Source organism: Luteibacter sp. GL_149 (assembly GCF_057834065.1).
The window spans coordinates 3,250,363-3,272,333 of the sequence record NZ_CM174395.1; the positions used below are offsets into that span (position 1 = coordinate 3,250,363).

Annotated in this window: 20 protein-coding genes and 1 pseudogene; 4 read left to right on the top strand and 17 right to left on the bottom strand. The window is 62.9% G+C overall.

The window, feature by feature from the left end:
* Window positions 1-11 precede the first annotated feature (11 nt).
* From AC3IR3_RS14350 to AC3IR3_RS14360, 3 genes are all read left to right on the top strand, one after another.
* A complete protein-coding gene (locus AC3IR3_RS14350; RefSeq protein WP_489193100.1) occupies window positions 12-335 on the top strand; it encodes a ComEA family DNA-binding protein in 324 nt (107 codons plus the stop codon).
* Between the two features lie 114 nt (window positions 336-449).
* Complete coding sequence (locus AC3IR3_RS14355; protein ID WP_489193102.1) at window positions 450-911, top strand: SET domain-containing protein-lysine N-methyltransferase; 462 nt, start codon at window positions 450-452, stop codon at window positions 909-911.
* Between the two features lie 22 nt (window positions 912-933).
* Window positions 934-1,473, top strand: coding sequence for a GNAT family N-acetyltransferase (locus tag AC3IR3_RS14360; RefSeq protein ID WP_132143862.1), 540 nt, complete (start codon window positions 934-936; stop codon window positions 1,471-1,473).
* 37 nt (window positions 1,474-1,510) lie between these two features.
* On the opposite strand, the gene AC3IR3_RS14365 is transcribed toward AC3IR3_RS14360, so the two are convergent.
* From AC3IR3_RS14365 to AC3IR3_RS14390, 6 genes are all read right to left on the bottom strand, one after another.
* The gene (locus tag AC3IR3_RS14365; RefSeq protein WP_489193104.1) at window positions 1,511-2,422 is read right to left on the bottom strand and encodes a hypothetical protein; all 912 of its coding nucleotides are present in this window, start codon (window positions 2,420-2,422) and stop codon (window positions 1,511-1,513) included.
* Window positions 2,419-4,650 carry a M1 family metallopeptidase gene (locus AC3IR3_RS14370; RefSeq protein WP_489193106.1) on the bottom strand — a complete coding sequence of 744 codons (2,232 nt, stop codon included), beginning with the start codon at window positions 4,648-4,650 and terminating at the stop codon, window positions 2,419-2,421. The genes AC3IR3_RS14365 and AC3IR3_RS14370 overlap by 4 nt, the downstream gene beginning before the upstream one ends.
* Before the next feature lie 89 nt (window positions 4,651-4,739).
* A complete protein-coding gene (locus tag AC3IR3_RS14375) occupies window positions 4,740-5,651 on the bottom strand; it encodes a 2OG-Fe(II) oxygenase (RefSeq protein WP_489193108.1) in 912 nt (303 codons plus the stop codon).
* A 97-nt stretch (window positions 5,652-5,748) separates the two neighbouring features.
* Entirely contained in the window at window positions 5,749-7,293 is a 1,545-nt protein-coding gene (locus AC3IR3_RS14380) for a hypothetical protein (RefSeq protein ID WP_489193110.1), read from the bottom strand.
* A gap of 188 nt (window positions 7,294-7,481) precedes the next feature.
* Window positions 7,482-8,348, bottom strand: a complete 867-nt coding sequence (locus AC3IR3_RS14385; RefSeq protein ID WP_489193112.1) for a 2OG-Fe(II) oxygenase — start codon at window positions 8,346-8,348, stop codon at window positions 7,482-7,484.
* A 29-nt stretch (window positions 8,349-8,377) separates the two neighbouring features.
* The gene (locus AC3IR3_RS14390; protein WP_489193114.1) at window positions 8,378-8,641 is read right to left on the bottom strand and encodes a GIY-YIG nuclease family protein; all 264 of its coding nucleotides are present in this window, start codon (window positions 8,639-8,641) and stop codon (window positions 8,378-8,380) included.
* A 144-nt stretch (window positions 8,642-8,785) separates the two neighbouring features.
* Between AC3IR3_RS14390 and AC3IR3_RS14395 the strand changes: the two genes are divergently transcribed.
* The gene (locus AC3IR3_RS14395) at window positions 8,786-9,355 is read left to right on the top strand and encodes a GNAT family N-acetyltransferase (protein ID WP_489193116.1); all 570 of its coding nucleotides are present in this window, start codon (window positions 8,786-8,788) and stop codon (window positions 9,353-9,355) included.
* A 102-nt stretch (window positions 9,356-9,457) separates the two neighbouring features.
* Here AC3IR3_RS14395 and AC3IR3_RS14400 read toward each other — a convergent pair whose 3' ends face one another.
* From AC3IR3_RS14400 to AC3IR3_RS14450, 11 genes and pseudogenes are all read right to left on the bottom strand, one after another.
* Window positions 9,458-10,564 carry a catalase family protein gene (locus tag AC3IR3_RS14400; protein WP_489193118.1) on the bottom strand — a complete coding sequence of 369 codons (1,107 nt, stop codon included), beginning with the start codon at window positions 10,562-10,564 and terminating at the stop codon, window positions 9,458-9,460.
* A gap of 90 nt (window positions 10,565-10,654) precedes the next feature.
* Window positions 10,655-12,325, bottom strand: coding sequence for a ShlB/FhaC/HecB family hemolysin secretion/activation protein (locus AC3IR3_RS14405; RefSeq protein ID WP_489193120.1), 1,671 nt, complete (start codon window positions 12,323-12,325; stop codon window positions 10,655-10,657).
* A 77-nt stretch (window positions 12,326-12,402) separates the two neighbouring features.
* Window positions 12,403-13,770 (bottom strand): collagen-like triple helix repeat-containing protein, encoded by a 1,368-nt coding sequence (locus AC3IR3_RS14410; RefSeq protein WP_489193121.1) that lies wholly within the window; start codon window positions 13,768-13,770, stop codon window positions 12,403-12,405.
* A gap of 388 nt (window positions 13,771-14,158) precedes the next feature.
* Window positions 14,159-14,842: pseudogene (locus tag AC3IR3_RS14415) on the bottom strand (alpha/beta fold hydrolase); the annotation flags it as partial.
* Window positions 14,843-15,359: 517 nt separating this feature from the next.
* A complete protein-coding gene (locus tag AC3IR3_RS14420; RefSeq protein WP_243649219.1) occupies window positions 15,360-15,665 on the bottom strand; it encodes an STAS domain-containing protein in 306 nt (101 codons plus the stop codon).
* Window positions 15,666-15,677: 12 nt separating this feature from the next.
* Window positions 15,678-16,859: a methyl-accepting chemotaxis protein gene (locus AC3IR3_RS14425; protein WP_489193123.1), complete on the bottom strand. Its 1,182-nt coding sequence runs from the start codon at window positions 16,857-16,859 to the stop codon at window positions 15,678-15,680.
* 16 nt (window positions 16,860-16,875) lie between these two features.
* Window positions 16,876-17,976 carry a protein-glutamate methylesterase/protein-glutamine glutaminase gene (locus AC3IR3_RS14430; RefSeq protein ID WP_489193125.1) on the bottom strand — a complete coding sequence of 367 codons (1,101 nt, stop codon included), beginning with the start codon at window positions 17,974-17,976 and terminating at the stop codon, window positions 16,876-16,878.
* A gap of 105 nt (window positions 17,977-18,081) precedes the next feature.
* Window positions 18,082-18,741, bottom strand: coding sequence for a chemoreceptor glutamine deamidase CheD (gene cheD / locus AC3IR3_RS14435; protein WP_243649220.1), 660 nt, complete (start codon window positions 18,739-18,741; stop codon window positions 18,082-18,084).
* A complete protein-coding gene (locus tag AC3IR3_RS14440) occupies window positions 18,738-19,607 on the bottom strand; it encodes a CheR family methyltransferase (RefSeq protein WP_489193127.1) in 870 nt (289 codons plus the stop codon). Before AC3IR3_RS14440 ends, cheD begins: the two co-directional genes overlap by 4 nt.
* 3 nt (window positions 19,608-19,610) lie before the next feature.
* Window positions 19,611-21,332 carry a methyl-accepting chemotaxis protein gene (locus AC3IR3_RS14445; RefSeq protein WP_489193128.1) on the bottom strand — a complete coding sequence of 574 codons (1,722 nt, stop codon included), beginning with the start codon at window positions 21,330-21,332 and terminating at the stop codon, window positions 19,611-19,613.
* A gap of 83 nt (window positions 21,333-21,415) precedes the next feature.
* A complete protein-coding gene (locus AC3IR3_RS14450; RefSeq protein ID WP_489193129.1) occupies window positions 21,416-21,943 on the bottom strand; it encodes a chemotaxis protein CheW in 528 nt (175 codons plus the stop codon).
* Window positions 21,944-21,971: the final 28 nt, after the last annotated feature.

Below are 21,971 nucleotides of genomic sequence, written 5' to 3' on the forward strand. Positions count from 1 at the left end.
AGGAGGACATCTTGAACCGTCTGTCCATCATGCTCGCTGCACTTTTCCTCGCCGCTCCCGCGTTCGCGTCGAGCCCGGTCAACATCAACACGGCGGATGCCGCCACCCTGGCACAGTCGCTGGATGGCGTCGGCCTCAGCAAGGCCGAAGCCATCGTTGCCTGGCGCGAAGCCAATGGCGCATTCGAATCCGCCGATCAGCTGACCATGGTCAAGGGCATCGGCGCATCGCTCGTCAGCCGCAACCGCGATGCGATCCGCCTTGGCGACAGCTCCAAACCGGCAGCCCGGGCCAAACCCGGCAAGCGCACCGCGGCAGCAGACACCGAGCACTAAGGGGGCATACCGCCGCCGTCGGCAAGCTGCGCTACACTCCGCGCACCTTGCCGACGGCTACCCGCGCGATTCCGCGCCCGAGCCCAGTCCGGCCCCAGGGAGCCGTACCGCACCATGATCCTGCCGCGTTATCGCATCGCCGCGTCCAGCATTCCGGGCGCGGGCAAGGGGCTTTTCATGGAAGAAACCGTGGCCGCCGGACGCATCGTCACAGCGCCGGACGCCATCGACCGTACCTACCCCTGGGCCGAACTTTCGACGCGACCGGAACTGGCCGACCAGCTGTTCGCCAGCGCCCGCTGGTTCGAGGATCGCTACACCGTTTCGCCGGACTGGCCGGACGAATGCTATGTGAATCACAGCTTCGACCCGACCGGACTGTGGCATCTGGGATTTATATTCGCTCTCAGGGACTTACCCGAAGGCACTGAAATTACAGTCGATTATCGCCATCTGCTGCCTCCGGGCGAAGAAGAAAGCTTTATCGACAGCCAAAGTGGTGAGAAAATAATCGGCTTGTCCTGGCAGGAGAGCCTCGCGGCGTCTACCCACGCCCTGGCTCGTCTGCTCGGCTGACTCACTGGTCAATCTGATGGCAATGCTCGACATCCCTGTTCTGGAAACGGCGCGCCTGCGCCTCACCGCTCTCACCGAACGCCACTTCGACGAATACGCGAGCATGCTCGCCGACGCCGACAGCACGCGCTGGATCGGTGACGGTCAGCCGCTGGATCGCATGAACGCCTGGCGTTCGATGGCGATGCTGCTCGGCCACTGGGCCTTGCGCGGCTGCGGCATGTGGGCCATCGAACTGAAGGACACCGGCCAGTTCATCGGCCGCGCCGGTCTCATGCATCCCGAAGGCTGGCCCGATCTGGAACTGGGCTGGATGCTCAAGCCCGAGCATCGCCATCACGGTTACGCCACCGAAGCCGGCGAAGCGATTCTTGCCTTCGCGTGGAACGAGCTGCGCGCGCAGCGCGTCATCAGTCTGGTGCGCATCGGCAACGAAGCATCGGATCACGTCGCCGAACGACTGGGCGGCGAGCACATCGACAACATCGATTTCCTGGGCGGCGCGACCCACCTGTTCGCGTACTACCCGCCCCACCGCGAAAGCCGCCGCGCAGCGGGCTAAGCCCCGCTGCAGGCGCGCTCCGAAACGTAAAGATACCTTAAAGCGCCGGCGCGAAATCCGTCCTGCGACGACGCGCATTCGTTGGTTGCGCCACGCCCGCCAGCGCATACAGACGCGCCGTCCGCATCCATGCCACGACCATCACGCCCAGCTGCGTAATCGCGAATGCCGCGACGAATCCGCCAACGCCTGCCGCCGTCGTATGCCCGCGCCAGCTGGCGATCGCAGTGGCAAGCGCATAGCCAATGACGGTGATCGCGAGATAAAGCCCCAACGTCGTAAACGGGCGCCGCAGGAACTGCATGAATCCACGCCCCAGCGCACGCAGGGCCGAACGCAGTCCCAGGTCGACCATGAACTGCGCGCGCGCCGACTCCACGATCGACTGCGCCAGTACGAAGCACAGGATCGCCGCGCCCAACGCCAGGTTCGTGCCGAGGTCGGCCTCGCTGGGAAGCCGTGCCGCGTCGGCGTGCGTATCGCCCATATTCAACGCCGTCTGCGCCAGGAATCCGAACAGGCCATAAGGCACGAGCGAAATGAGCAACAGCCGGAACATGCGGCCGTATTCCGCGCCGCCGCCTTGCATCAGGCCACCGAAACCGAGCGAACGCCCCGCCCTGCCACTGGCGATCACCATGCCGGTAAGAAACGGCGACAGAAATACAGTGAGCAACAGGCCCGCGACGAAGGCGCCATTCAGGGCCGAACCGCGCTGGGCTTCCGACATGACGTCGCGAAACATCAATCCATCGAAGTGCTGCGCCCATGTATCGGCGTGCACCGATTGAGCCAGCAGCGAATCGAATACGTGCCAGACGGGCAGCGCCACTACCAGCGTCGGTAGCAACGTGATCAGCACCCAGCAGATCAACAACCGCCATTGCAGCCCGGCAGTCAGGGCGCTGCCGAATGCAGCGAATGCGGAACGTCGCGTATATCCGTTCATAGCGTTCCCAGGAGCGCGTAAAAGCCTTGCAGCAAAGCAGCGATGTCGCTGGCCCAGCGGCGCGACGCATTGTGGTTGGACTTCAGGGTGCGGCTATCGTTGAGCTTGTTCGCGTCCAGATAAATCTTCCGGTCCGGATCGAGCTCGGCCGATACGGCCTTTGCCGGTTTGACGAATTCGAAACGTGCCCAGCGACGATCGTCGTCCCAGGTCAGGTTTTCCACGGAGCCGTCCGCAAAGGTCACGCGCAGCGTTTCTGGCACCTGCGCGCCGTTCCGCCACACGGTAACGGTCGTCCGATAGGGGAACGGGCCAGTGTCTTCCTTCGCATCGGGATGCGCCTTCTTCCACGCCGCCCGCTTTTCGTCGATTCGCTTGTCGTTATCGTCGGTGCTGATTTCGGTGCGCTTGTCATCCACCATCGACGCGCCCGGCAAAGGCAGCACTTCCTCGCTTACCAGCTCCTTGATCTCGTTATCGACCGTGTCCGTGCCATACACGTATTGTTCGAAGATCTGATCGACGGCACGCCGGTTACCCGATACGTCGATCAGCGTCGCCTGAAGATCGGCGGCGGAAGGATGGCGGAAGTGCCAGGTCGCGTAGTACTGCTTGAAGGCGCGCTCGGTCACGTCCTTACCAAGACGCTCCTCGAGATCGTGCATCGCCGTCGCGGTTCGCGAATACACCGTGCCGTAAGCGGACGTGGAAAGACGATCCCAGGAATTCTGCCCAAGCGGATCGGCCGGGCGGGTCAGCGTTGCGGTCAGGCGCTCCAGCGCAAATACCGACATCGGCGCCTCGACGCCGAACCAGCGATAAAACGGTGTCGTGAGCCAGACTTTCTGTCCACGCTCGCGCAGCATGCGCTCGTCCCAGTATTCGTTGAGGCCTTCGTCGAGCATGGGCTCTTCGAATTCGTTCGTTGCAAGCAAACCGTAAAAATAGCCGTGACCGAACTCATGGATCGTCACGAAATCGAGCATGTACTCGTTGAGCGTACCGGGCTTTACCGAGTCGTAACTGTCGGCGGTGAAGAACGTCGGATACTCCATGCCGCCGGCTTCGCTCGCGTTCAGCGGTGGAATGACCGCCGTCACCGTCTTATACGGATAGGGTCCGAGCGTCTGCGAAAAATAGGTCAGCGAATCCGTCGAGGCTTTCATCACCGGCTTCGCGTTCGACGTGTATTCCGGCGGATAGATCACCCGAACCTTGACCTCCGGGCTGCCTGGGCCCTGCCAGGTCGTATCCATGGTCTTGTAACCCTGCGCGGCGACCCAGGCGAAATCGTGTACATCGCCCTGCGTGAAGTGCCAGACCAGGTTATTGCCATCGGCGACCGGTTCGCCCTGCTGTTCGCCGACGGCACCGACCACATAGTCCTTCGGTGCGGTGACGTGCACGTCGTATTCGCCGAAGTCGGCGAAGAACTCGCTGAGGAAATGGAACTCGTGGACGTTCCAGCGCGGAGCGGTCGCACCCCGTTCGCCGGGTAGTTCGAGAACGCCGATCTTCGGGAACCACTGGGCAACGAGATTGAATTTACCGAAATAGCCTGTGCGTTCGATGACGCGAGGCAACTGGCTATGGAAGGCCATATCCAGCGTGACGCTGCCGCCGGCCGGAACAGGTGCGGCAAGTTCCACCCGGACCACGGTGTGATCGGTCGTCGGGCCGCCGTCGGGATGAACGAACGACCATTTCAGCGCCGCACCATCCTGTTCGACCTTGCCCAGATCGATATAGCCCCATTCGCCCTTCTTTACCTCCGCCAGACCGCGTCCGCCGCCATGGGCGGCGAGCGTGCGGCGCTCGGTAAAGAACGTGCTGCCTTCGCTTTCGAAAGCATTGAGATACAGATGCAGGTACACCGTCGATACCGGACGGTCGCTACGATTGCGCCAGGTCAGCTGCTGCTGGCCATCGATCGCATGTTTATCGGGATCGAGTTTCGCCTGGATGCGATACGACACGACCCGGTCGGATAACGTCGATTCCTGTCCGGTACGTGGACCGCCCCACGCGGTCGCCGCACTGGGCACGCGCACTGCGGCGGCATGCGGGGATGCGAAGGGAATATCCCCAGGCACAGGAGCCGGCATGGCCACCGCGACCGTGGAAGCGCCTGCCGGCAACGTCGTCGCCGTCTGTGCCATCCCCAATGGCGACAGCGCAAGCGCCCCCGCTACGAAACAACCCGTGATCCGTCGTGCCATGCGCTGCATGGATAGCCTTCCCGCCCCTGTAATCCTTGAGATTGCGCTGTGACGCGGGCCGTCGATATAGGCCAGAGGTCATGGATGGCGAGCCGTCCTCAGTAGACGCTCGCTCGCTCGCGCATCCACTTCGTCAATATCCATTTCTCACCGCTGCCCAACGGCGCTCCCGCATGCAGCGAAAGTGGGTCGGAGGCACCGGTCGTATCGGTGTATTCGAAGTACAGCGCCTGCCCCTTTCGGGGCACGTAAGAAAACCCGATCTCCGGAAACACGGTCTCGCCCCCCGACTGCACATCGCACAGATACATGATCAACGTCGAGACACGCTGGCCACCGGTGGCCAGGTGTACGTCGCTTCCCGGGCAGCCCAGCGCGAAGAAATCGCAATGGGGCACGTACTCGCCCCCCTCGCGATAGCGCACCAGCTGAAGCGGTTCGCCGTGTTCCGGAGGCATCCCCATGATCGCCGAAGCGCGCGCCTCGATACGACGGATAAGCTCGTTCCCGTCACGCTCGAAATAGCAACCGTCGCTGGTGCGAATGTCCATCACCATATCGGCGCCGGTTTGCGTATTCATGACCTTCGAGCGAGAAAGTTTCGGTCGCCCCATGGATCGCATGCGGTCGCACTCCTGTGCGGATAGCACGTTATCGAGTACCGCGATAATGGGACGTTTTATTCGAGCGACAACGCGGACATCGCGATCCACCGCATGGAGGACGTGCCCGCACGGCATTCGCGAATCCATGTCGAACGCACCGACGTCGTCTCTCTGGCCTTTGTCCAACGACTTGAGCGGGGCTCTTTGCCACGGCGCCGGCGCGCCGGTCAGCCGGGCAAAGAATTCCTCGATAACCTCGCGAGCCGCTGTCTCGTCGAGGCGCTCCCGCGCCATCTCCGCGAGCAGCTCCCTGGCCGAACGCCCTGCCTTGCCAGCTTCGGCAAGCCAGGGCGCCCAATCGCGCGCAAAATGCATCTGCCGCTTCATAAACGTCTGTTGATCCATTTGAATGCCCTTCACGAAGCCAAACAAATCCCCAGGCAGATACCGCGATCACGCAGCTTTCGACCCATCAGAGGTTCTCCCCGCCCCGGGACGACTTCTATGGTTGGTATCTCTTCCCTGCGTTGGGCGGATCGAAAACATGCGCGACGTAATGCACTTCGGTCAGAGGAAGATAAGCGCGCTGATATTCGACATCAGTCGCTCCCACCGCATTCGGCACTAAATCTCCGTTCATATCGAATACCCATGCCTTATCCACAGGCACCGGCGGAGGCGGGGGCGGGGGTGGAACAGGAGCGGGCTGAGGTACCGGGGAGGGATGCGCGATCCACCACCATGCAAGCCACCAGCATAGAAATCTGGCACCTGGATCTTCATCGATCGTCCAGTAGTAACACGGATCACTCCCGATCCTCCCTCCCATCCAGCCCAGCTCTTCTGCAATGTCGGTGGTGTTGTCCTGCCCGGAGAGATAACTACGCCACAGATATTCGTAATCGCCGAGTTTGGGAAGACGCCATCCCGGCTTAAAAAAATCCCTTGCGTTCTTAAAGGTGGTTTGCCCGTTGCTGCTGTAGCTCGCTCCCATCATCTTGGTAATGTTCTTCAGGACGAAAACGCCAGTGACCGTCAGCACATACGATGCCGATGCCCCCTTTGTGTCTGTCGCCGTGACGCGCGCCATGCCGTTCCCAGCTGCAAGAACGGTACCTTTAGCCGGATCGGCGAGAATGGCGACCGGATGACCGTCGGCCTCCATCGACGCGATCGAAAACGTGTAGGGCGGCGCGCCTCCACTGATGGGGTTGGTATACAAGGCCGTCGGATCGGGATTCTTGGGCGGCACGGGCTCATCGACCTTGAGCGTTGGATGGTTAGGGCCGGCAAGCGCAATAGCAAACGGATAAGGATCGAGGGTATGGTCCCCACCCGCGAATACAATTCCCGAGGCGGCCCCGGCAACGACTTTCACCGCATTGATCGCCGAGCGCTGGGACGTCGTGGTGCCACGCTTGATTTCGTAGGAAATCTTCAGCGACCTTCCGACGTTGTTCGCGAGGCCATTGGCAACGGTCACTTCAAGGAATTGATCGGTACTGCCCGCGGGAGGATTGAACGTCGCCGTCACCGGAGGAAACGGCTCGGGCTGGCCCGCCGCCGCATACGCAAAATAGAACGTGACGATGTCGCCCACTTGCAGCTTCGCAGCGGTTGTCACGCGTACCACAAGGTCTGGCACTGCGGCGGTGACCTGGTTGTTCGTCTCTCGCATGACTCGCGGCTCCGGAAGAGCCACGCTGGCAAAACTATTCGTCAGGCCAATCACCGTCGTGTCGGACCTTATACCATCCAGTTTGTAGTAGACAGCGACTGACGCATCCGCTTTCGTGGCGGCATCGTAGAGCGTCTTTAACTTTGCATAGTCGATGGTCAGGTCCACCGGTGCATTGGCCACGAACACAGCCTCCGAGCCCACCATTTCGACGCTGCCCTCGACAAACACCTGGACGATTTTTCCGGGTCCCGGAAGACCCGGCACTCTGATGACGAGCACGGTGCGTGAATCCGTATAGAAATCGATTTTTGGAGACGCGCCAGGAAAATCCGGCAGAGTAGGTGCAACATTGGCTTTAGTGCTCATAAGCTCTCTCCGTAAGGAACGCGGGCCACCGAATGACACCGCTCGACTCTCCACGCGCTCCCGGACAGGCGCAATACAACTTCGGTTGTAGGCGCGAATCGAAGACATGCCGGCACACTTGCCGCGTCGCGCTGGCGACAGGTCAGCGTTTACGGGATATCCGGGAGGGGAAGACGAAGAGAACCGGCTCAGCCAGCGAATGCCCGTTCGCGCATCCACTTGGTAACGATCCACTTCTCGCCGCGACGCACGGGAGCACCACCGTGTAGCGAAAGCGGATCGAGTTCGCCGGAAGCGCCGACGTATTCGAAGTACAGGGCCTGGCCCCTCTTCGGGACGTAATGCAGGTCGATATGCGGAAAGATCGTTTCGCCGCCGTCGTCCGCGTCATTCAGATACATGATCAGCGTCGAGACGCGCTGGCCACCGGATTGCAGGTGTCGCTCGCTTCCCTTTTCGTTCGGCGGGAAGAAATCGTAGTGCGGCACATACTCGCCGCCCACACCATAACGCATGACCTGCAAGCCTTCCCCGTGCTCTTCGGAAAGACCCATGATGGCCGCCGCACGCACATCGATCCGGTGGATAAGCTCGTTCTCCGCGCGATGAAAATACGCGCCTTCGCTGGTACGGATGTCCATCACCGTGTTCGTACCCGACTCCGGCGCAACGACCGCCGAGCGGGCCAGGCGTGCCGACGCCATGGCGCAAAGCGCGGCGCACTCTCCGGCGTCGAGCACGTTGTCCAGCACCGCAATCACCGGCCGCGCCACGCGAAGCAGGACGCGCACGTCGCGGTCGGCCGCATGAATGACATGCTGCGGCGGCAACCGGCTTCCCCGTTCGCGATAGCGCGCGGCGACATGCTCTTCCGGTCGATCGGGCGACGGGCCACCGAAGACCACATCGGCGATCGCGCGGCGTGCGACGCCCTCGTCGAAACCGTTATCGCGCATGGTGGCAAGCAGTTCGGCCGGCGCAGACCCGCCGTCGATGGCTTCGACAATCCAGCGTTGCCAGTCGGGGGTAACGTCGACGTGCCGGCCGTTGTTCATCGCGGTATTCGTAATCGGGGAACCCAGTATCAGGCATCGTCGCGCATAAACGCGAGTTTCTTTTCCCGGGGAAGTTGCTTAACGACCCATTCGGCCCGCGACGCTTCGGAGCGATTCGCATAGCCCTTCGAACCCAGCAGTTTCACGGGCGGATTCGCGCGCGTATAGCGCGCGCCCTTACCCGCCACGTGCGCGGCATAACGCGCCTCCAGTTGGTTCGTGATGCCGGCGTAATATGCCCCGTTCTCGCATTCGAGCAAGTAGAGGCACCACCCTGGGGAATCTTTCCGCACGTGTCGGCCCGAATTCAACTCGTGCCAAGATACGACCGATCGAGCTGCCGTTCAACGGCCACCGCCCCAGTTCCCGCTGCTATTGACACGCGGCGGCGCCCTGGCGCCAGATGCGTGCTGACAAACGGTATGGATGGCACTCGCGTGATCGCAACAGCCCCTCATTCGACACAGGCATCGCGGATCGAAACGGCGAGGCTGATACTCCAGCCCCACGCGCTGCCCGACTTCGCGGAAAGTTTCGCGCTGTTCTCGGACCCCGAGGTCTTCCGCTATATCAGCGGCCGACTGGGCACGCGAGAAGAAGCATGGTCGCGCCTGCTGCGCTATATCGGACACTGGGCCGCGCTTGGATTCGGCTATTGGGTCGTCCGCGAAAAGACCTCGAACGCCTTCGTCGGCGAGATCGGATTCGCTAACTACGAACGCATCGTCGAACCCTCATTCGCCGGCATTCCGGAAATGGGCTGGGCTCTCATGCCCACCATGCAGGGCAAGGGATACGCCAACGAAGCCGCGACGGCGGCGCTCGCATGGGCAGACAGGCAATGGCCGGGTGGCACGACAGGCTGCATGATCTCTCCCGAAAATCTCGCATCGATCCGGCTGGCGACACGGCACGGATTCGCCGATGTGGCGACGACGACGTATGCCGAACACGCTACGTTGATATTCCATCGGCTCGGGGCTTCTTCACGCATCTCCGCTTCGTAGGCTATCGCACCGTCATCGATCTTTTGCCTGGCACAAGCCCGCAAGCGCTCTCCCGCATCAGACCTGGGGTCTGTGCGGGCGAACGCCAGAGGATTGCCCGGGTTACAGATGCAAGTCGTCGATACTCCGCGGCTCGCGAATGCGCGTGCCATTGTGTTCGGCGCGAAACCGCGACATCGCTTTATATGCCACACGACGCGCGCGCATCACCGAGCCCAGCGGTCGATGCGCCGAAAGCGCATGCCATGGATTGAACGACAGACCATCGTCGATCGCGGTGCGACGCGCTTCGTTCCAGGCAGGCTGCGAAGGCGCGACGATGCGCGCCACTTCGATGTAAGGACTTTTTTCCTGCGGCCAGGATACGGAAGCATCCTCGATCGGCATGCTTTCCAGATCGGTACAGAACTGCACCCGCACCTCCCATTCCCCTCCTTCCCTCGTGAAGTGTTCGACGACCGCGTCGCGAATGCCATTCGGTTTATCGCCGAGATCGAGCGGCGCATCGGTCAGTTTCACGAGGTTCGGGGACGCGGGAGCCACGGAGAACTTCACCACATAGTCGCCGTAACGAATGGGCACCTGACTGAAAAAGGTTTCGCCAAGAATATGGGTTTCCGGCTGGCCGCCCAGTGCCAGCAGTGTCGAGCTTTTGCCTCCAAAAGCTTCGATGAGTTTCTCCGCGCCGCGCAGAACGGCGGACAACGCCTTCTTCGCAGCCTCGGCCTTGTCGGTGGTCGCGGCGACGAGTTTCAACGCACCGAGGAATTTCTTCGCATTCGGCGCCGGGAAAGCGGGGCCATTCACCAGGACGAAATCCTGTGTCGTGTCTCCTTCGCAACCCGGCAGTCGCGCACCCTCGGCTCCGATCACCTTGATCGCCATACCGCGCGGCGTAGACACACTGTCGTCGAGAATGTCGCCGGGCACCGTCGACAGACGCATCACCAGCGGATAAACACCCGGCTTCGCGAAAAGTCCCTGCGCGAGTTCGCGTGGCAAATCGTCCGGCACATGCAGTTCGCCGAGCAGTAAGCCGTGGCTCTTGGCATGTACCGAACGATTCGCATGTCCTTCGTGCTTCAGCGTCGTTTCGTTGATGCCGGTCAGCGTATCGATCAGCGACTGCGCGGTTTCCGTTTCGTCGGGCTCGATCTGTTCGAGCGATTCGTCGAAGAGGATCGGTCCGGGGTGCAATGACAGAGGCATGACGTCGCTCCGGCGGGTACATGACCTGCCGATGATGTAACGACCCCCGTGAAGACCATGTCCGCTCCCGGCCTTGCCCGCCCTACCGGCCTATTTCAGCCGGTAGGAGAACGTCAGATTCACGCGTGTATTCCGCCCATGGTTCTCGGGCGGCCGGTCGCCCACGGGCTGGGCAATCGCAAGATCGACCGTATAGTGCTTTCCGTCGGATACGCGCAGGCCCAACGCCACGGAATCCAGTCGTTTGACCAGTGGCGTACCGGTGTTGAGATAGACTCGAGCAACCTGACCCACCACGTAAGGCACCAGCGTCTTTACCCAGCGCGTCGACGAAACGAAGCGCCGGTTGATCTCCAGCGCCGCCGCCCAGCCGCTATCCCCTGCCGCGTCACCGGGATCGTACGCGTACGCATAGCGCGGACCGCCGAAGTTGATCTGCTCGGTCGAAGGCAGGTTGTCGTTGCTGTACTGACCCGTGGCGCTGAACACCGTGCCGATGTGATGCGACCATTCGTTGGTCTGCGCCATGCTGATATTCAGTCGCGTAAACGCGACGTCGGGTACGGCGATCGTCTCCGCGCCGGGAATATTCGTTGTCGCCCGCGAATAGGCGCCCATCGCATCGATGCCGTGAGCGATGCCGATACTGAACTGCCGCGTGCGACGGCCTTCCTGCGCGATATACGCAAGGTCTGCATTGAGTACGCGGACATGGGACTGAAGAGACAGCGTCGCGCCATTGACGGTATTGCGATAGTTATCATCCTGTTCCGACGAATAGATCCCGCCGCTGGCCAGGAGACTGCGCGTATTCGAAAGGATGATGGGATAGCTGACCGACAGCGCCAGACGATCCTGTGCAAGCCGATGGTTCAGATACGCAGGCAGCTGATTGTTCGTATCCGGGTCGCCACGAAAGTTGGACGCGTCGACCTTCCCCTGCCAGCCGCGCGAACCGAACGGTTGCGCCCAAGCGGCGGAATAGAAGCGTTGGCCGCCGCCATTGGGGTATAACGTCGACACACTCAACTGCTCGCCCAACGGTGTCGCGGCGTTCTCGATACCCGTGATCACGCCCTGTGTACCGGGATGGTTCATATCCAGTCCCGCCGTCGCGTTGAAACGCTGGCGCGTCACGTCGAGATCGAGCCGGGTCGCACCGTCGGTCGTCGTGGGAGGCGGCACGCCCGCCGCGATCTTCACGCCGGGAAGTTGTCCTAACACCTGTATATAGCGCTCGAAGGTCGCCTGTCGCAGCGGCCGTTCGCCAACCATATGGGCGGCTATACCGCGGATCCGCTTATCCAGCGTTCCCGTGTCGCCGCGTACCGCGACCTCGGCCACGTAGCCCTCGACGACAACGACGCTAACCACACCGTCCTTGAAATCCTGGTTCGGCACGAAGGCAAACGACAGCGCATAGCCATCGGCCTTGTACATAGCGGTAACCTTGTCGGCCATCGCGATGATGTCGCCGACGGACACGTCGTGTCCCTGTAGCGGCCGGAACAACGAAGCCACCGAATCGAACGGCAGCGCATGCACACCCGATACGTCGAACCGGGACGGCGTAATTCGCGTCGCCAGCAAGGCATCGAGAGCGGGGTTTCGTTGCTGCTGCACGTTGACACTGACCGCAGGCGCCTGTTTCGGCGCTTCGGTCTGGGGCAGCGTCTGGAGGGGGTTGGCGGGAGGTCTTACCTGGGCTTGCGTGGAACATACGACGGTCATGCCGACGAAGCAGCCGAGCCAACGGTTCATCTGGTCTCCCTTGGAGGAAAACTTCCTCGAAACGGAGACGCCAGGCGGCGTCTCCGTCCGGTTGATCGCTCAACGCCTCAGTGCGAGGCACCCCGCTTGCCGAGGATTCCACCCTTAAGACCGCCCAGCACATCGCCCAGATCGAGAGCCGATCCCGGCGCCCCCGCACCTCCACCCACCGCACCGGCCAGTCCGTTGACGGTGTTGTTGAGGATCTGGGTTACCGGTGTCAGAGGTCCGCCATTGGTGGCAGCACCTACGCCGGCACCGACCGCCGCGACCGTCGAACCCAACGCACTGGTTACCGGATTGAGCGGCGCGAGCGCACCCGTGCTGCCTACCCCCGTAACGGTGTTGCCGATGCCCGATACCGCGGCACCTGCACCGGCCAGGGTCGTACCCACCGGGTTCGTGCTGGTTCCCGCATGGCCAATACCGGCCGTGACGCCCGTTCCGAGTACGTCGACCGATGTACCGAGGCCTTGCACCGTACTGCCCAGGGTCTGGGTCAGCTGTCCACCGGGGCCGGAAACGGGAGCCGCCGCAATGGCCGCACCGAGACTTGCCACCCCCAGGCCGGCACCCGCCGTCGTATTGCCGGCGGCCGTCGATACCGACGCCACGAGGTTCGTGGAAGTACCCGGCGCCGTGCTGCTGCCGAGGCTGGTCGCAATCGGCGTAACAACGTTACTCAGCGCCTGGGTGAGCTGCGCTGTACCGCCCGACCCCAACGCACCGGTAAGCCCCGTGCCGAGAGTCTGGACGCCCGTGCCCACATTGGACACGGTGGTGCCCAGGACCGATGTGATCGGAGTGATCGGCGTACCCGCGCCCGCGCTGGTGACTACCTGTCCCAGATCGTTCACTGCCGCGCCGGTATAGCCCACGACGCCACCGACACTGCCCACGGTCGTGCCGACCGGATTGGCGATATTGCCGGTCTGCCCGAGACCGCCGCTCACGCCGTTGCCGAGCGCGGAAACCGCGTTCCCGAGATTGTCGACCACGCCGCCCAGGGCCGTTGCCGCGGCGGCATTGCCGCCGAGTGCGGTGATGGCGGGAATCTGCGCACCGACACCGGAAACCGCTCCGCCGATCGACGAGACGATATTGCCGGCACCCGTCGCGATCGCACCGACCGCATTGGATGGGCCGGTCGCTCCCGTACCCGTACCGCCGCCGGTACCACCGCCGGTGCCACCAGTACCACCGCCCGTGCCGCCACCTGTGCCGCCGGTGCCGCCGCCAGTTCCGCCAGTTCCGCCGCTACCGCTACCGCCAGAGCCGGAACCATCGCCGGAGCCAGAGCCGGAACCCGACCCTGATCCCGATCCGGAACCGCTTCCCGAACCACCCGAACCGTCGCCGGTTCCGCCGCTCGGCGTCACCGCCGCGCCAGTACCAGTGTGAGATTTAACCGATCCCGAGCCGCTGCATGCAGCCATCGAGAGCGTCGCGGCAAGTATGCAACTTGCCAGCAATGTGCGAGTTAGCGGGCCCGCCTTCCCCTGTGTCATAGCCATCACATTCACTCCCCGAACGCTTTCGCGTTCCAGCAATGCTCCCCGCAACGAGAGCGGCACCCGAGCCCTTCGCCAGCGTCGGCGAGGGTTTTACGGAACAAACCGTGCGATGGCTTATGAGTACGCCGAGCGCGACGCGCCGAATGCGCAAAACCGGCCAGATGCACGCGAAAGTGTGACGAAAGTTGTGAAGACGGAAAACGTCGCTATCGCAGCGAAGTATGTGAAGGCGATATCGGACTATGCGAATACGGCAAAAACGAAAGCGCCCGGACGCCTTCACGCCCGGGCGCTTTCGAGCTAAACCGAATCAGCTCTTCAGAAAGGCCAGCAAGTCTTCGTTGAACTGGTCCTGGTGGGTGCTGGTAAGGCCATGCGGCGCTCCGGGATACACCTTAAGCGTTGCGTTCTTCACGATCTTCGACGACTTCATGGCAGCGGCCACGATAGGCACGATCTGATCGTCGTCGCCATGGACGATCAGGGTCGACACATCGATCTTCTTCAGATCCTCCGTGTAATCGACCTCGGAAAACTCACGAATGCAGTCGTAAAGACCCTTGATGCCGCCCTGCATACCCTGGCGCCAGAACGAATCGCGCATGCCCTGAGTCGCATGGGTGTTTTCACGATTGGCGCCGTAGAACGGTGCGCTGAGATCCTCGAAAAACTGCGAACGATCGTCGAACGTTCCCTTGCGGATACCGTCGAACACCGTAAGCGGCAATCCTTCGGGATTCGAGTCGGTCTTAACCATCAACGGCGGTACCGCGCCAACCAACACAACTTTATTCACGCGCGACGTGCCGTGCCTGCCGATGTAATGAGCCACCTCGCCACCACCGGTCGAGTGCCCCACCATCGTCGCGTCCTTCAGGTCCAGCTTCTCGAACAACTCGGCGAGGTCGTCGGCGTACTGGTCCATGGTATTGCCGTCGAAAGGCTGGTCGGAACGTCCGTGCCCGCGACGATCGTGTGCAATGACGCGATAGCCGCACTCCGCTCTCACCCCAAAGCCTACGCCGATGCAAAGACACAAGCCGCTGCGCGGCTGGTGTTCTATGGCTGCGCCCCGCCGCGCTCGGTTCCGCAAGTCGCGTCGAGGGGGGCGGCCGACGGCTCTTCCGGGTGTTGCGGTCACGTGGAGGAAAGCAGCGCGTGACGCAAGACCGGTGATGACCGCGTCCGGTTCGATCCGTCACGTGCTCGGCTCGCGCTCTGCCCGCAGCAAACCGCAGTCGACGGTGCCGTGGCCGGGTTGGCCCTTGGGGCCGCCTTAGCCGAGGGCCGCGATGACTAGTTGGAGCGAAAGCGGCGCTACGGCCCGCTCCCGCAGGGACGGCGCCGAAGGCCCCAAGGGCCAACCCGGTCGCGGCCTCCCCGACGCACGAGCGTGAGGCTACGAAGCCGCAACGACACGAGCCACACGAGATCATCCCCCTTATGTGATGAACCAAAAAAGAAAGGCGCAGCGTCGCCGCTGCGCCTTCCGGCATGCCGATCGGTGAGGATCAGTGCACGGTAAACAGTTTGTCGAATCCGGCGATGCGCAGCGTATTGCGCAGGTCCGCACTGGCGTTGACGATGCGGATCTCCGCGCGCTCCCCGCCGGCGTGTTCGCGTAGCAGCATCAGCATGCCCAGCGCGGAGCTGTCCATACCAGTCACTTCGCCGAGGTCGAGCACATAGCTGCGCGCCGGGGCGATATCGCCAAGACAGGCGTCGTGGAAGGCGCGATGAATCGAGAAATCGAAGCGCTCGCCGAGATGCAGTGTCAGGCAACCCTGTTCGCGGTCATGATGAATATTGATGGTCACGTGGCTATCCCCTTAGAACAGATCGATGTCGCCGGCAGCCATCGACTGCTGGAGGGCCGGACCGCGTGCGCGCAGACGGGCACGTTCGCGCTGTTCGGCAAGACGGACGCGCACGCGTTGGGCACGGGCTCCCAGTTCGTTCGCCTCAGCGGGTGCGCAGGCCAGCTCTTCGATGTCGCGGGTGCAGTCGGCGGTGATTTCCTGAAGCTCGACCAGACGCGAACGCGTCTGGTGCAACAGCTGGCTCAGGATGTCCTCGAACTGAAGCGAACGGATCGTCGTGGACACGTCGTTGCCGAGGCCGCGGTTGATCGTGGCGGCTTCGTCGGCGGCGGCACTGGTACGCGCGTTGCTTTCGGTAATCGTGGACATCATTTCATCGATGCCGCCCTTGGCCGAAAGCGCCACGTTCATATCCTGCGACGCCATGTTGCCCACCAGTTCGCGCAGCTGCTCCATCGCAGCGCGCGACCGCTCGACGTGCGTGCCGATTTTCTCGTTGAACTGATTGCTGTGCTGGGCCAGATTGCGAATTTCGCCGGCCACGACCGCGAAGCCGCGACCGGACTCGCCGGCGCGAGCGGCTTCGATCGCCGCATTCAGCGCGAGAAGATTGGTTTCTTCGGCAATGGTGTTGACGTTCTTCAGCAACGCGAAGACGGCGTCCATTTCCTTCGACATGCCGTCGATGCGGTAGACGATACGCAGGCTTTCGCGCGACAGCTGCACGATCAGGCCAACGAAGTGTTCGAGCAGATCGGCGGTACGGGATGCAAAATCCTGTACCGAAATACCCTTGCCGCCGCTTTCGATGATCTGGCTGAGCAGCGCCTGCTGCAAGCCGGTCTTCTTCGACAGACCGTTGAAGCCGCCGCCGAGTTCGGCGACCGCGTCACGCAGCAGGTCCAGTGCCTGATGCAGTTCGCGGCTGGCATGCCCGAGTTCGTCGACGATGGCGCTGCGGACGTCCTCCATCGCTTCGCGCACCGACGCTTCATCGGCTGCACTGGTCGATACCTGGACGAGCCCGGTCACCTGCGCATGAGCGCCGCGCTGGCTGACGACGATCCACGTCGCCGTCAGGAGAGCCACCGCGACCGGTGCCACCCAGGGGCTGTGGAACACCAGGACCGCGATCAGCGCCAGGGCGCTGACCGCGAATCCGGCAATGCGTTCGTTGTTCGAAGTAAGCATGATGACGTCTCGTTCTTCAGGTACCGACGCGCTTGGCGCCGGAGGAAACAGGTGAATTGGCGAGCGCGAGCAAACGGGCCGCGATCGCGTCGAGAGGCAGCATTTCGTCGGCGGCACCAGCCTTCCACGCGGCGCCGGGCATGCCCCAGACGACCGAACTGGCTTCGTCCTGGACCAGTGTCGGCGAACCGCCGTCACGGAGCTCCCCAAGACCACGCGTACCATCGTCGCCCATGCCTGTCAGCACCACACCAATAGCGGCGGCGCCGACGCTGGCGGCCACCGAACGGAACAACACATCGACCGCGGGCTTGTGGCGATTGACCGGCGGACCGTCGTGCAGACGACACACATGGCGTGCGCCGTCCCACATCACGAGCAAATGCTGGTTACCGGGTGCGATATAGGCATGACCCGCCTGGATGGGCTGACCATCGCGCGCTTCGCAGACGCGCATGGCCGAGCAGCTGTCCATGCGCGCCGCAAACGGACCGCTGAAAGCGGCGGGGATGTGCTGCGTGATGACAATCGGCGGCGCCGTCGGCGGCATGGCTTCGAGTACGACACGGATCGCCTCGGTGCCGCCCGTCGATGCACCGATAGCGATGATGCGGGTGCCGCCGCGCGAACCTGCCGCCTGCGTACGGGGAAGCACGGCATCGGCGGTGAGGCGCGGCGCCACGTCCAGCTTGCGGACATCGGCGCGCTCGCGCGGCTTCGCGCCAGCGGCCAGAAGCACCTTCGCGCAGATTTCCGGCGCGCAGTCCATGAAGGTGCTGGCCAGGTCGGCGTTGGGCTTGGTGAAGAAATCGACCGCGCCCAGTTCGAGCGCGCGCAACGTGACGTCGGCGCCCTTCTCGGTCAGCGTGGACACCATCACGACCGGCATCGGCCGCAGGCGCATCAGGTTCTCGAGGAACGTGAGGCCATCCATGCGCGGCATCTCGACATCCAGCGTCAGCACGTCGGGATTGAGCAGTTTGATTTTCTCGCGGGCAATCAGCGGATCGGGCGCCGTGCCCACCACCTCGATACCCGGATCCGACTCGAGCATAGTCGTCAGGACCTTTCGCACCAGGGCAGAGTCGTCGATGATGAGTACGCGTACTTTTTGCATGGACTCGGATGGCCTGGGTGCGGATGCTTGATCGGTGAACCGGCGGAGCGACAACTGAGATGGCACGGAGCGACAGCGGCGCGGGCATCTGCCCGACGTTACGCGTCAGAACAGTTCCACCTCTCCCTTTATCGGATCGTTCGCCAATCGCTTGAGGTATCGTTTTTCGCGATCGGCAAGCTGGGTGTCGTGCATGGAGCGGAGCTGGCGTACGCGGACCTTGCCGCTCACGGGGAAAAACTGCACCTGACGCGGATAAACGTCGCCGACATCCGCGGCGCAGAGCTTCAGTTTTTCGGTGGCGATGTAGCGCTGGACGAAGGCGATATTGCGCTGGCCGATATCCGTCATCGTGGACAGCACCCGGCCGCCGCCGAAAATTTTCACCTCGAGATCCTCGCGCTTGCCGCCGGCCTTGAGGATGGCGTTGATCAGCTGCTCCATCGCATCGTTGCCATAGCGCGCGGCACGGCCCACGGTCGAACTCCAGCCATCGCGGTCGCCGGCGGGCTCGGGCAGCATGAAGTGATTCATGCCGCCCAGGCGCAACCGGTGGTCCCGCACGCACGCGGACACGCAGGACCCAAGCACGGTGGAAATCATTTCGTCCTGCGCGCTGACGTAGTACTCGCCCGGCAACACCTTGACCGTGACGACTTCCTGGGCGGGATCCCAGAAACGACGTACGTGTTCAAAGCCCGGGAGAACCCGTGCAGGGTCGAACCCGACGAACGTGCGCGGCGGCGCGACGGACATGTCGCTCATTGGCGCTTCCGGTAGACAGTACGGCCCACCAGGTCGAAGTCGTCGCTAAGGCCGTACATCGACTCGGAATGACCGAGGAACAGATAGCCGCGGCTGCCGATCATGTCGGCGTAACGCGAGAACAGGCGCTGCTTGGTCGGCTTGTCGAAGTAGATCACGACATTGCGGCAGAAGATCGCATCGAACGGTCCACGCATCAGCCATTCGTGAAGCAGATTGAGCGGCTGGATGGTGACCAGCTCGCGCAGACGCGGATGCACGCACGCCAGACCTTCGTAGGCGCCCTGCCCGCGCAGGAACCAGCGTTTGCGGCGCGCGTCGCTGACACCCGAAAGACGATCCAGCGCATAGACACCCTTGCGCGCGGCTTCCAGAGCCTGCGGCGAAAGGTCGGTGGCCAGTATCTTCGCGTCGACGCTGCTGCCCAGGCGCTCGAGCGCTTCGGCCAGCACCATCGCAAGTGCATAGGGTTCCTCGCCGGTGGAACACCCCGCGGACCATATCCGCAGCTTGCCGCCACGCTTCTCTTCGAGCCAGCGAGGAAGGAGATCGTCGACCAGAAGGTCGTAGTGATGCATCTCGCGAAAGAACGACGTGACGTTGGTGCTGATGCAACTGGCCAGCTCGCCAAGTTCGCCATCGGGGTCTTTTCGCAGGAGTTCGCAATAGGCGCTGAAGCCGGACAGGCCCAGCGCCCGCAGGCGGCGGAGCAAGCGCCCCTGCACCAGCTGACGCTTGTGCTCGCCCAGTGAAATCCCGCAGTGCTGGAGGACGAAGTCGCGCAGGAAGCGGAAGTCGGTATCCCCCAGCGTGGGACCGGTCGCGCTCGCCAGCACGACGCTATCGTCGGTGGTGAGCGCGGTCATCGATCAGAACTCCTTCCAGGCGCCCGCGTCGGCCGTTTCCGCCGGGCGCTGGGCGCGCGGCTGAACAGCGGCCGGCGCGCTACGCACAGCGGCGAACACGGCTTCCACCTCGTCGACGGTGCTTGCACGAGCGGCTTTCTTCTGCGCGGGCGCACGGCTGCCGTCGCCGGCGACATGGAAGAATCCGACCTGACGGGTCAGCTCGTTCGCCTGCTCGTGCATGGCACGGGCGGCAGCGGCGGACTCTTCGACCAGTGCGGCGTTCTGCTGGGTCATTTCGTCCATCTGCAGCACGGCATGGTTGACCTGGTCGATACCGGCCGATTGTTCCTGACTGGCGGCCGCGATCTCGGCGACGATGTCCGTGACCTTCTTGACGCTGTCGACGATCTCGGCCAGCGCACGACCCGACTGGTCGACCAGCTCGGAGCCCGTCCTGACCTTGTCGGCGCTGTCGTTGATCAGCCCCTTGATCTCTTTCGCCGCGCCCGCGCTGCGCTGGGCAAGGTTACGGACTTCCGTGGCGACCACGGCGAAGCCACGGCCCTGCTCGCCGGCACGCGCCGCTTCCACGGCGGCATTGAGCGCCAGCAGGTTCGTCTGGAACGCGATTTCGTCGATAAGGCTGACGATGTCGGCGATCTTGCGGCTGGAGCTGTTGATTTCGCGCATGGCGACAACGGTCTGCGCGACCACTTCGCCACCGCGCTCGGCCTGCTCGCGCGCGCCGCGGGCCAGCTGATTGGCGTGGCTGGCGTTCTCGGCATTCTGCTTCACGGTGGAGGTCATTTCTTCCATCGAAGAAGCCGTTTCTTCCAGGCTGGATGCCTGTTCCTGCGTGCGCTGACTGAGATCGTCGTTACCGCGGGAAATCTGCTGCGCCGCCGTGCTTACCGAACCCGAGCCGTGACGCACTTCGCTGACGATGGCGGTCAGACGCTCGTCCATGGTGCGGAACGCGCCGAGCAGTGCACCCAGTTCGTCGCTACGGTCGACCCGGATCTCGTGTCCGAGCTTGCCGTCGGCAATCTGGTGGGCGATGGAAACCGTATAGCCGAGCGTACGGATGATCGAGCGAACGACCAGCGCGGCGATCAGCAGCGAAATGGCCAGGCCGATGGCCAGCGCGGCGATGGAGAGCGCGCGGACGATCCTGTAGTTGCTGGCCTGCCTGGCGTAAATGGCGCTCGCTTCGTCACGCTTGGCGGTGATGAGCTTGGAAAGGGCGTCCTGACGCTGCATCAGCAATGGACGCACCTGAAGTTCGAGAACGTCGGTCGCACCCGTGTCGGCCTGATTCAGCGCATCCACGATGTCCGACTTGGCCTGGTCATAGTCCGCGTCGGTCGACTTCCAGTCCTTGTAGAGCTTTTCGATATCCGGACTCATCGGAATAGCCGTGAGTGCCTTCTTCAGCCCATCCATCTCGGTCTGGTACTTCTGGAATTCCGCGACTTTCTGCTTCACCTGGTCGGGCTGGCCGACCTTGGCGGCAGCTTCGCCGAGTACGACGAAAGACATCAGCGAACGCGTGTTGATCTGGCTGATCAACTCCGAGGGAACCATCTCCTCGTCGTAAACCGTGCGCAGACCTTCGTTCTGGAAGTACATCGAACCGAGGCCGACAGCGGCGCCGCCGATCAGCATGGCGGTAAGCATGCCCAGCACACCGTAGAGGCGGCCGCGTACCGTAAGTGCGGGAATCTTGAACCTGAACTTCTTCATCACTGTTCCAATCGGCAAAGTGCGGTGGTCCACCCGATATGCGGATGCCGGTCAGGTGGGGCCCCGACGGCGATAGCGCGTTATCAGGCGACGGCTTTCACATCGGACACGGAAGGCAACGCCGCCTCCAGCATCTGCGCATCCTGCGGCTGCAACAGCTTGTCCACATCGAGGAGCAACACCATGCGCTCGCCAACGGACGTGAGTCCTTTCAGGTATTCGGTTTCCACGGCCGTACCCATGTCCGGCACGGGACGAATCTCGGACGGGGCCACTTCCACCACATCGGATACCGCATCGACGACCACGCCGAAATTGCGGCCGGCGACGGTGACGATCACGGTGACGGTGGTTGCGGTGTATTCCTCGCGAGTCAGTCCGAAACGCAGGCGCAGGTCCAGCACCGGAACGATGGCGCCACGCATGTTGAGGACGCCGAGCACGTAGTGCGGCGTCTGCGGAATGCGGGTGACCGGCGTCCAGCCGCGGATCTCGCGTACCGCGAGGATGTCCACGCCGTATTCCTCGTCCGCGAGATTGACGGTCAGGTACTGGGCGGCGACGGCCGCTTCGGTCTCGGACGCGATGGCGCTGCTGGCTGGCTGATTCATGTTCTTTCCACTGGCGGAACGTTCTTTC

Excerpts from the sequence above, each read along its gene's own strand:
- AC3IR3_RS14410 (WP_489193121.1), bottom strand. The coding sequence starts at position 13,770 with ATGGCTGCATGCAGCGGCTCGGGATCGGTTAAATCTCACACTGGTACT.
- AC3IR3_RS14375 (WP_489193108.1), bottom strand. The coding sequence starts at position 5,651 with ATGGATCAACAGACGTTTATGAAGCGGCAGATGCATTTTGCGCGCGAT.
- AC3IR3_RS14425 (WP_489193123.1), bottom strand. The coding sequence starts at position 16,859 with ATGCTTACTTCGAACAACGAACGCATTGCCGGATTCGCGGTCAGCGCC.
- AC3IR3_RS14450 (WP_489193129.1), bottom strand. The coding sequence starts at position 21,943 with ATGAATCAGCCAGCCAGCAGCGCCATCGCGTCCGAGACCGAAGCGGCC.
- AC3IR3_RS14360 (WP_132143862.1), top strand. The coding sequence starts at position 934 with ATGCTCGACATCCCTGTTCTGGAAACGGCGCGCCTGCGCCTCACCGCT.
- AC3IR3_RS14370 (WP_489193106.1), bottom strand. The coding sequence starts at position 4,650 with ATGCAGCGCATGGCACGACGGATCACGGGTTGTTTCGTAGCGGGGGCG.
- cheD (WP_243649220.1), bottom strand. The coding sequence starts at position 18,741 with ATGAGCGACATGTCCGTCGCGCCGCCGCGCACGTTCGTCGGGTTCGAC.
- AC3IR3_RS14355 (WP_489193102.1), top strand. The coding sequence starts at position 450 with ATGATCCTGCCGCGTTATCGCATCGCCGCGTCCAGCATTCCGGGCGCG.
- AC3IR3_RS14440 (WP_489193127.1), bottom strand. The coding sequence starts at position 19,607 with ATGACCGCGCTCACCACCGACGATAGCGTCGTGCTGGCGAGCGCGACC.
- AC3IR3_RS14365 (WP_489193104.1), bottom strand. The coding sequence starts at position 2,422 with ATGAACGGATATACGCGACGTTCCGCATTCGCTGCATTCGGCAGCGCC.
- AC3IR3_RS14445 (WP_489193128.1), bottom strand. The coding sequence starts at position 21,332 with ATGAAGAAGTTCAGGTTCAAGATTCCCGCACTTACGGTACGCGGCCGC.
- AC3IR3_RS14380 (WP_489193110.1), bottom strand. The coding sequence starts at position 7,293 with ATGAGCACTAAAGCCAATGTTGCACCTACTCTGCCGGATTTTCCTGGC.
- AC3IR3_RS14430 (WP_489193125.1), bottom strand. The coding sequence starts at position 17,976 with ATGCAAAAAGTACGCGTACTCATCATCGACGACTCTGCCCTGGTGCGA.
- AC3IR3_RS14400 (WP_489193118.1), bottom strand. The coding sequence starts at position 10,564 with ATGCCTCTGTCATTGCACCCCGGACCGATCCTCTTCGACGAATCGCTC.
- AC3IR3_RS14385 (WP_489193112.1), bottom strand. The coding sequence starts at position 8,348 with ATGAACAACGGCCGGCACGTCGACGTTACCCCCGACTGGCAACGCTGG.
- AC3IR3_RS14405 (WP_489193120.1), bottom strand. The coding sequence starts at position 12,325 with ATGAACCGTTGGCTCGGCTGCTTCGTCGGCATGACCGTCGTATGTTCC.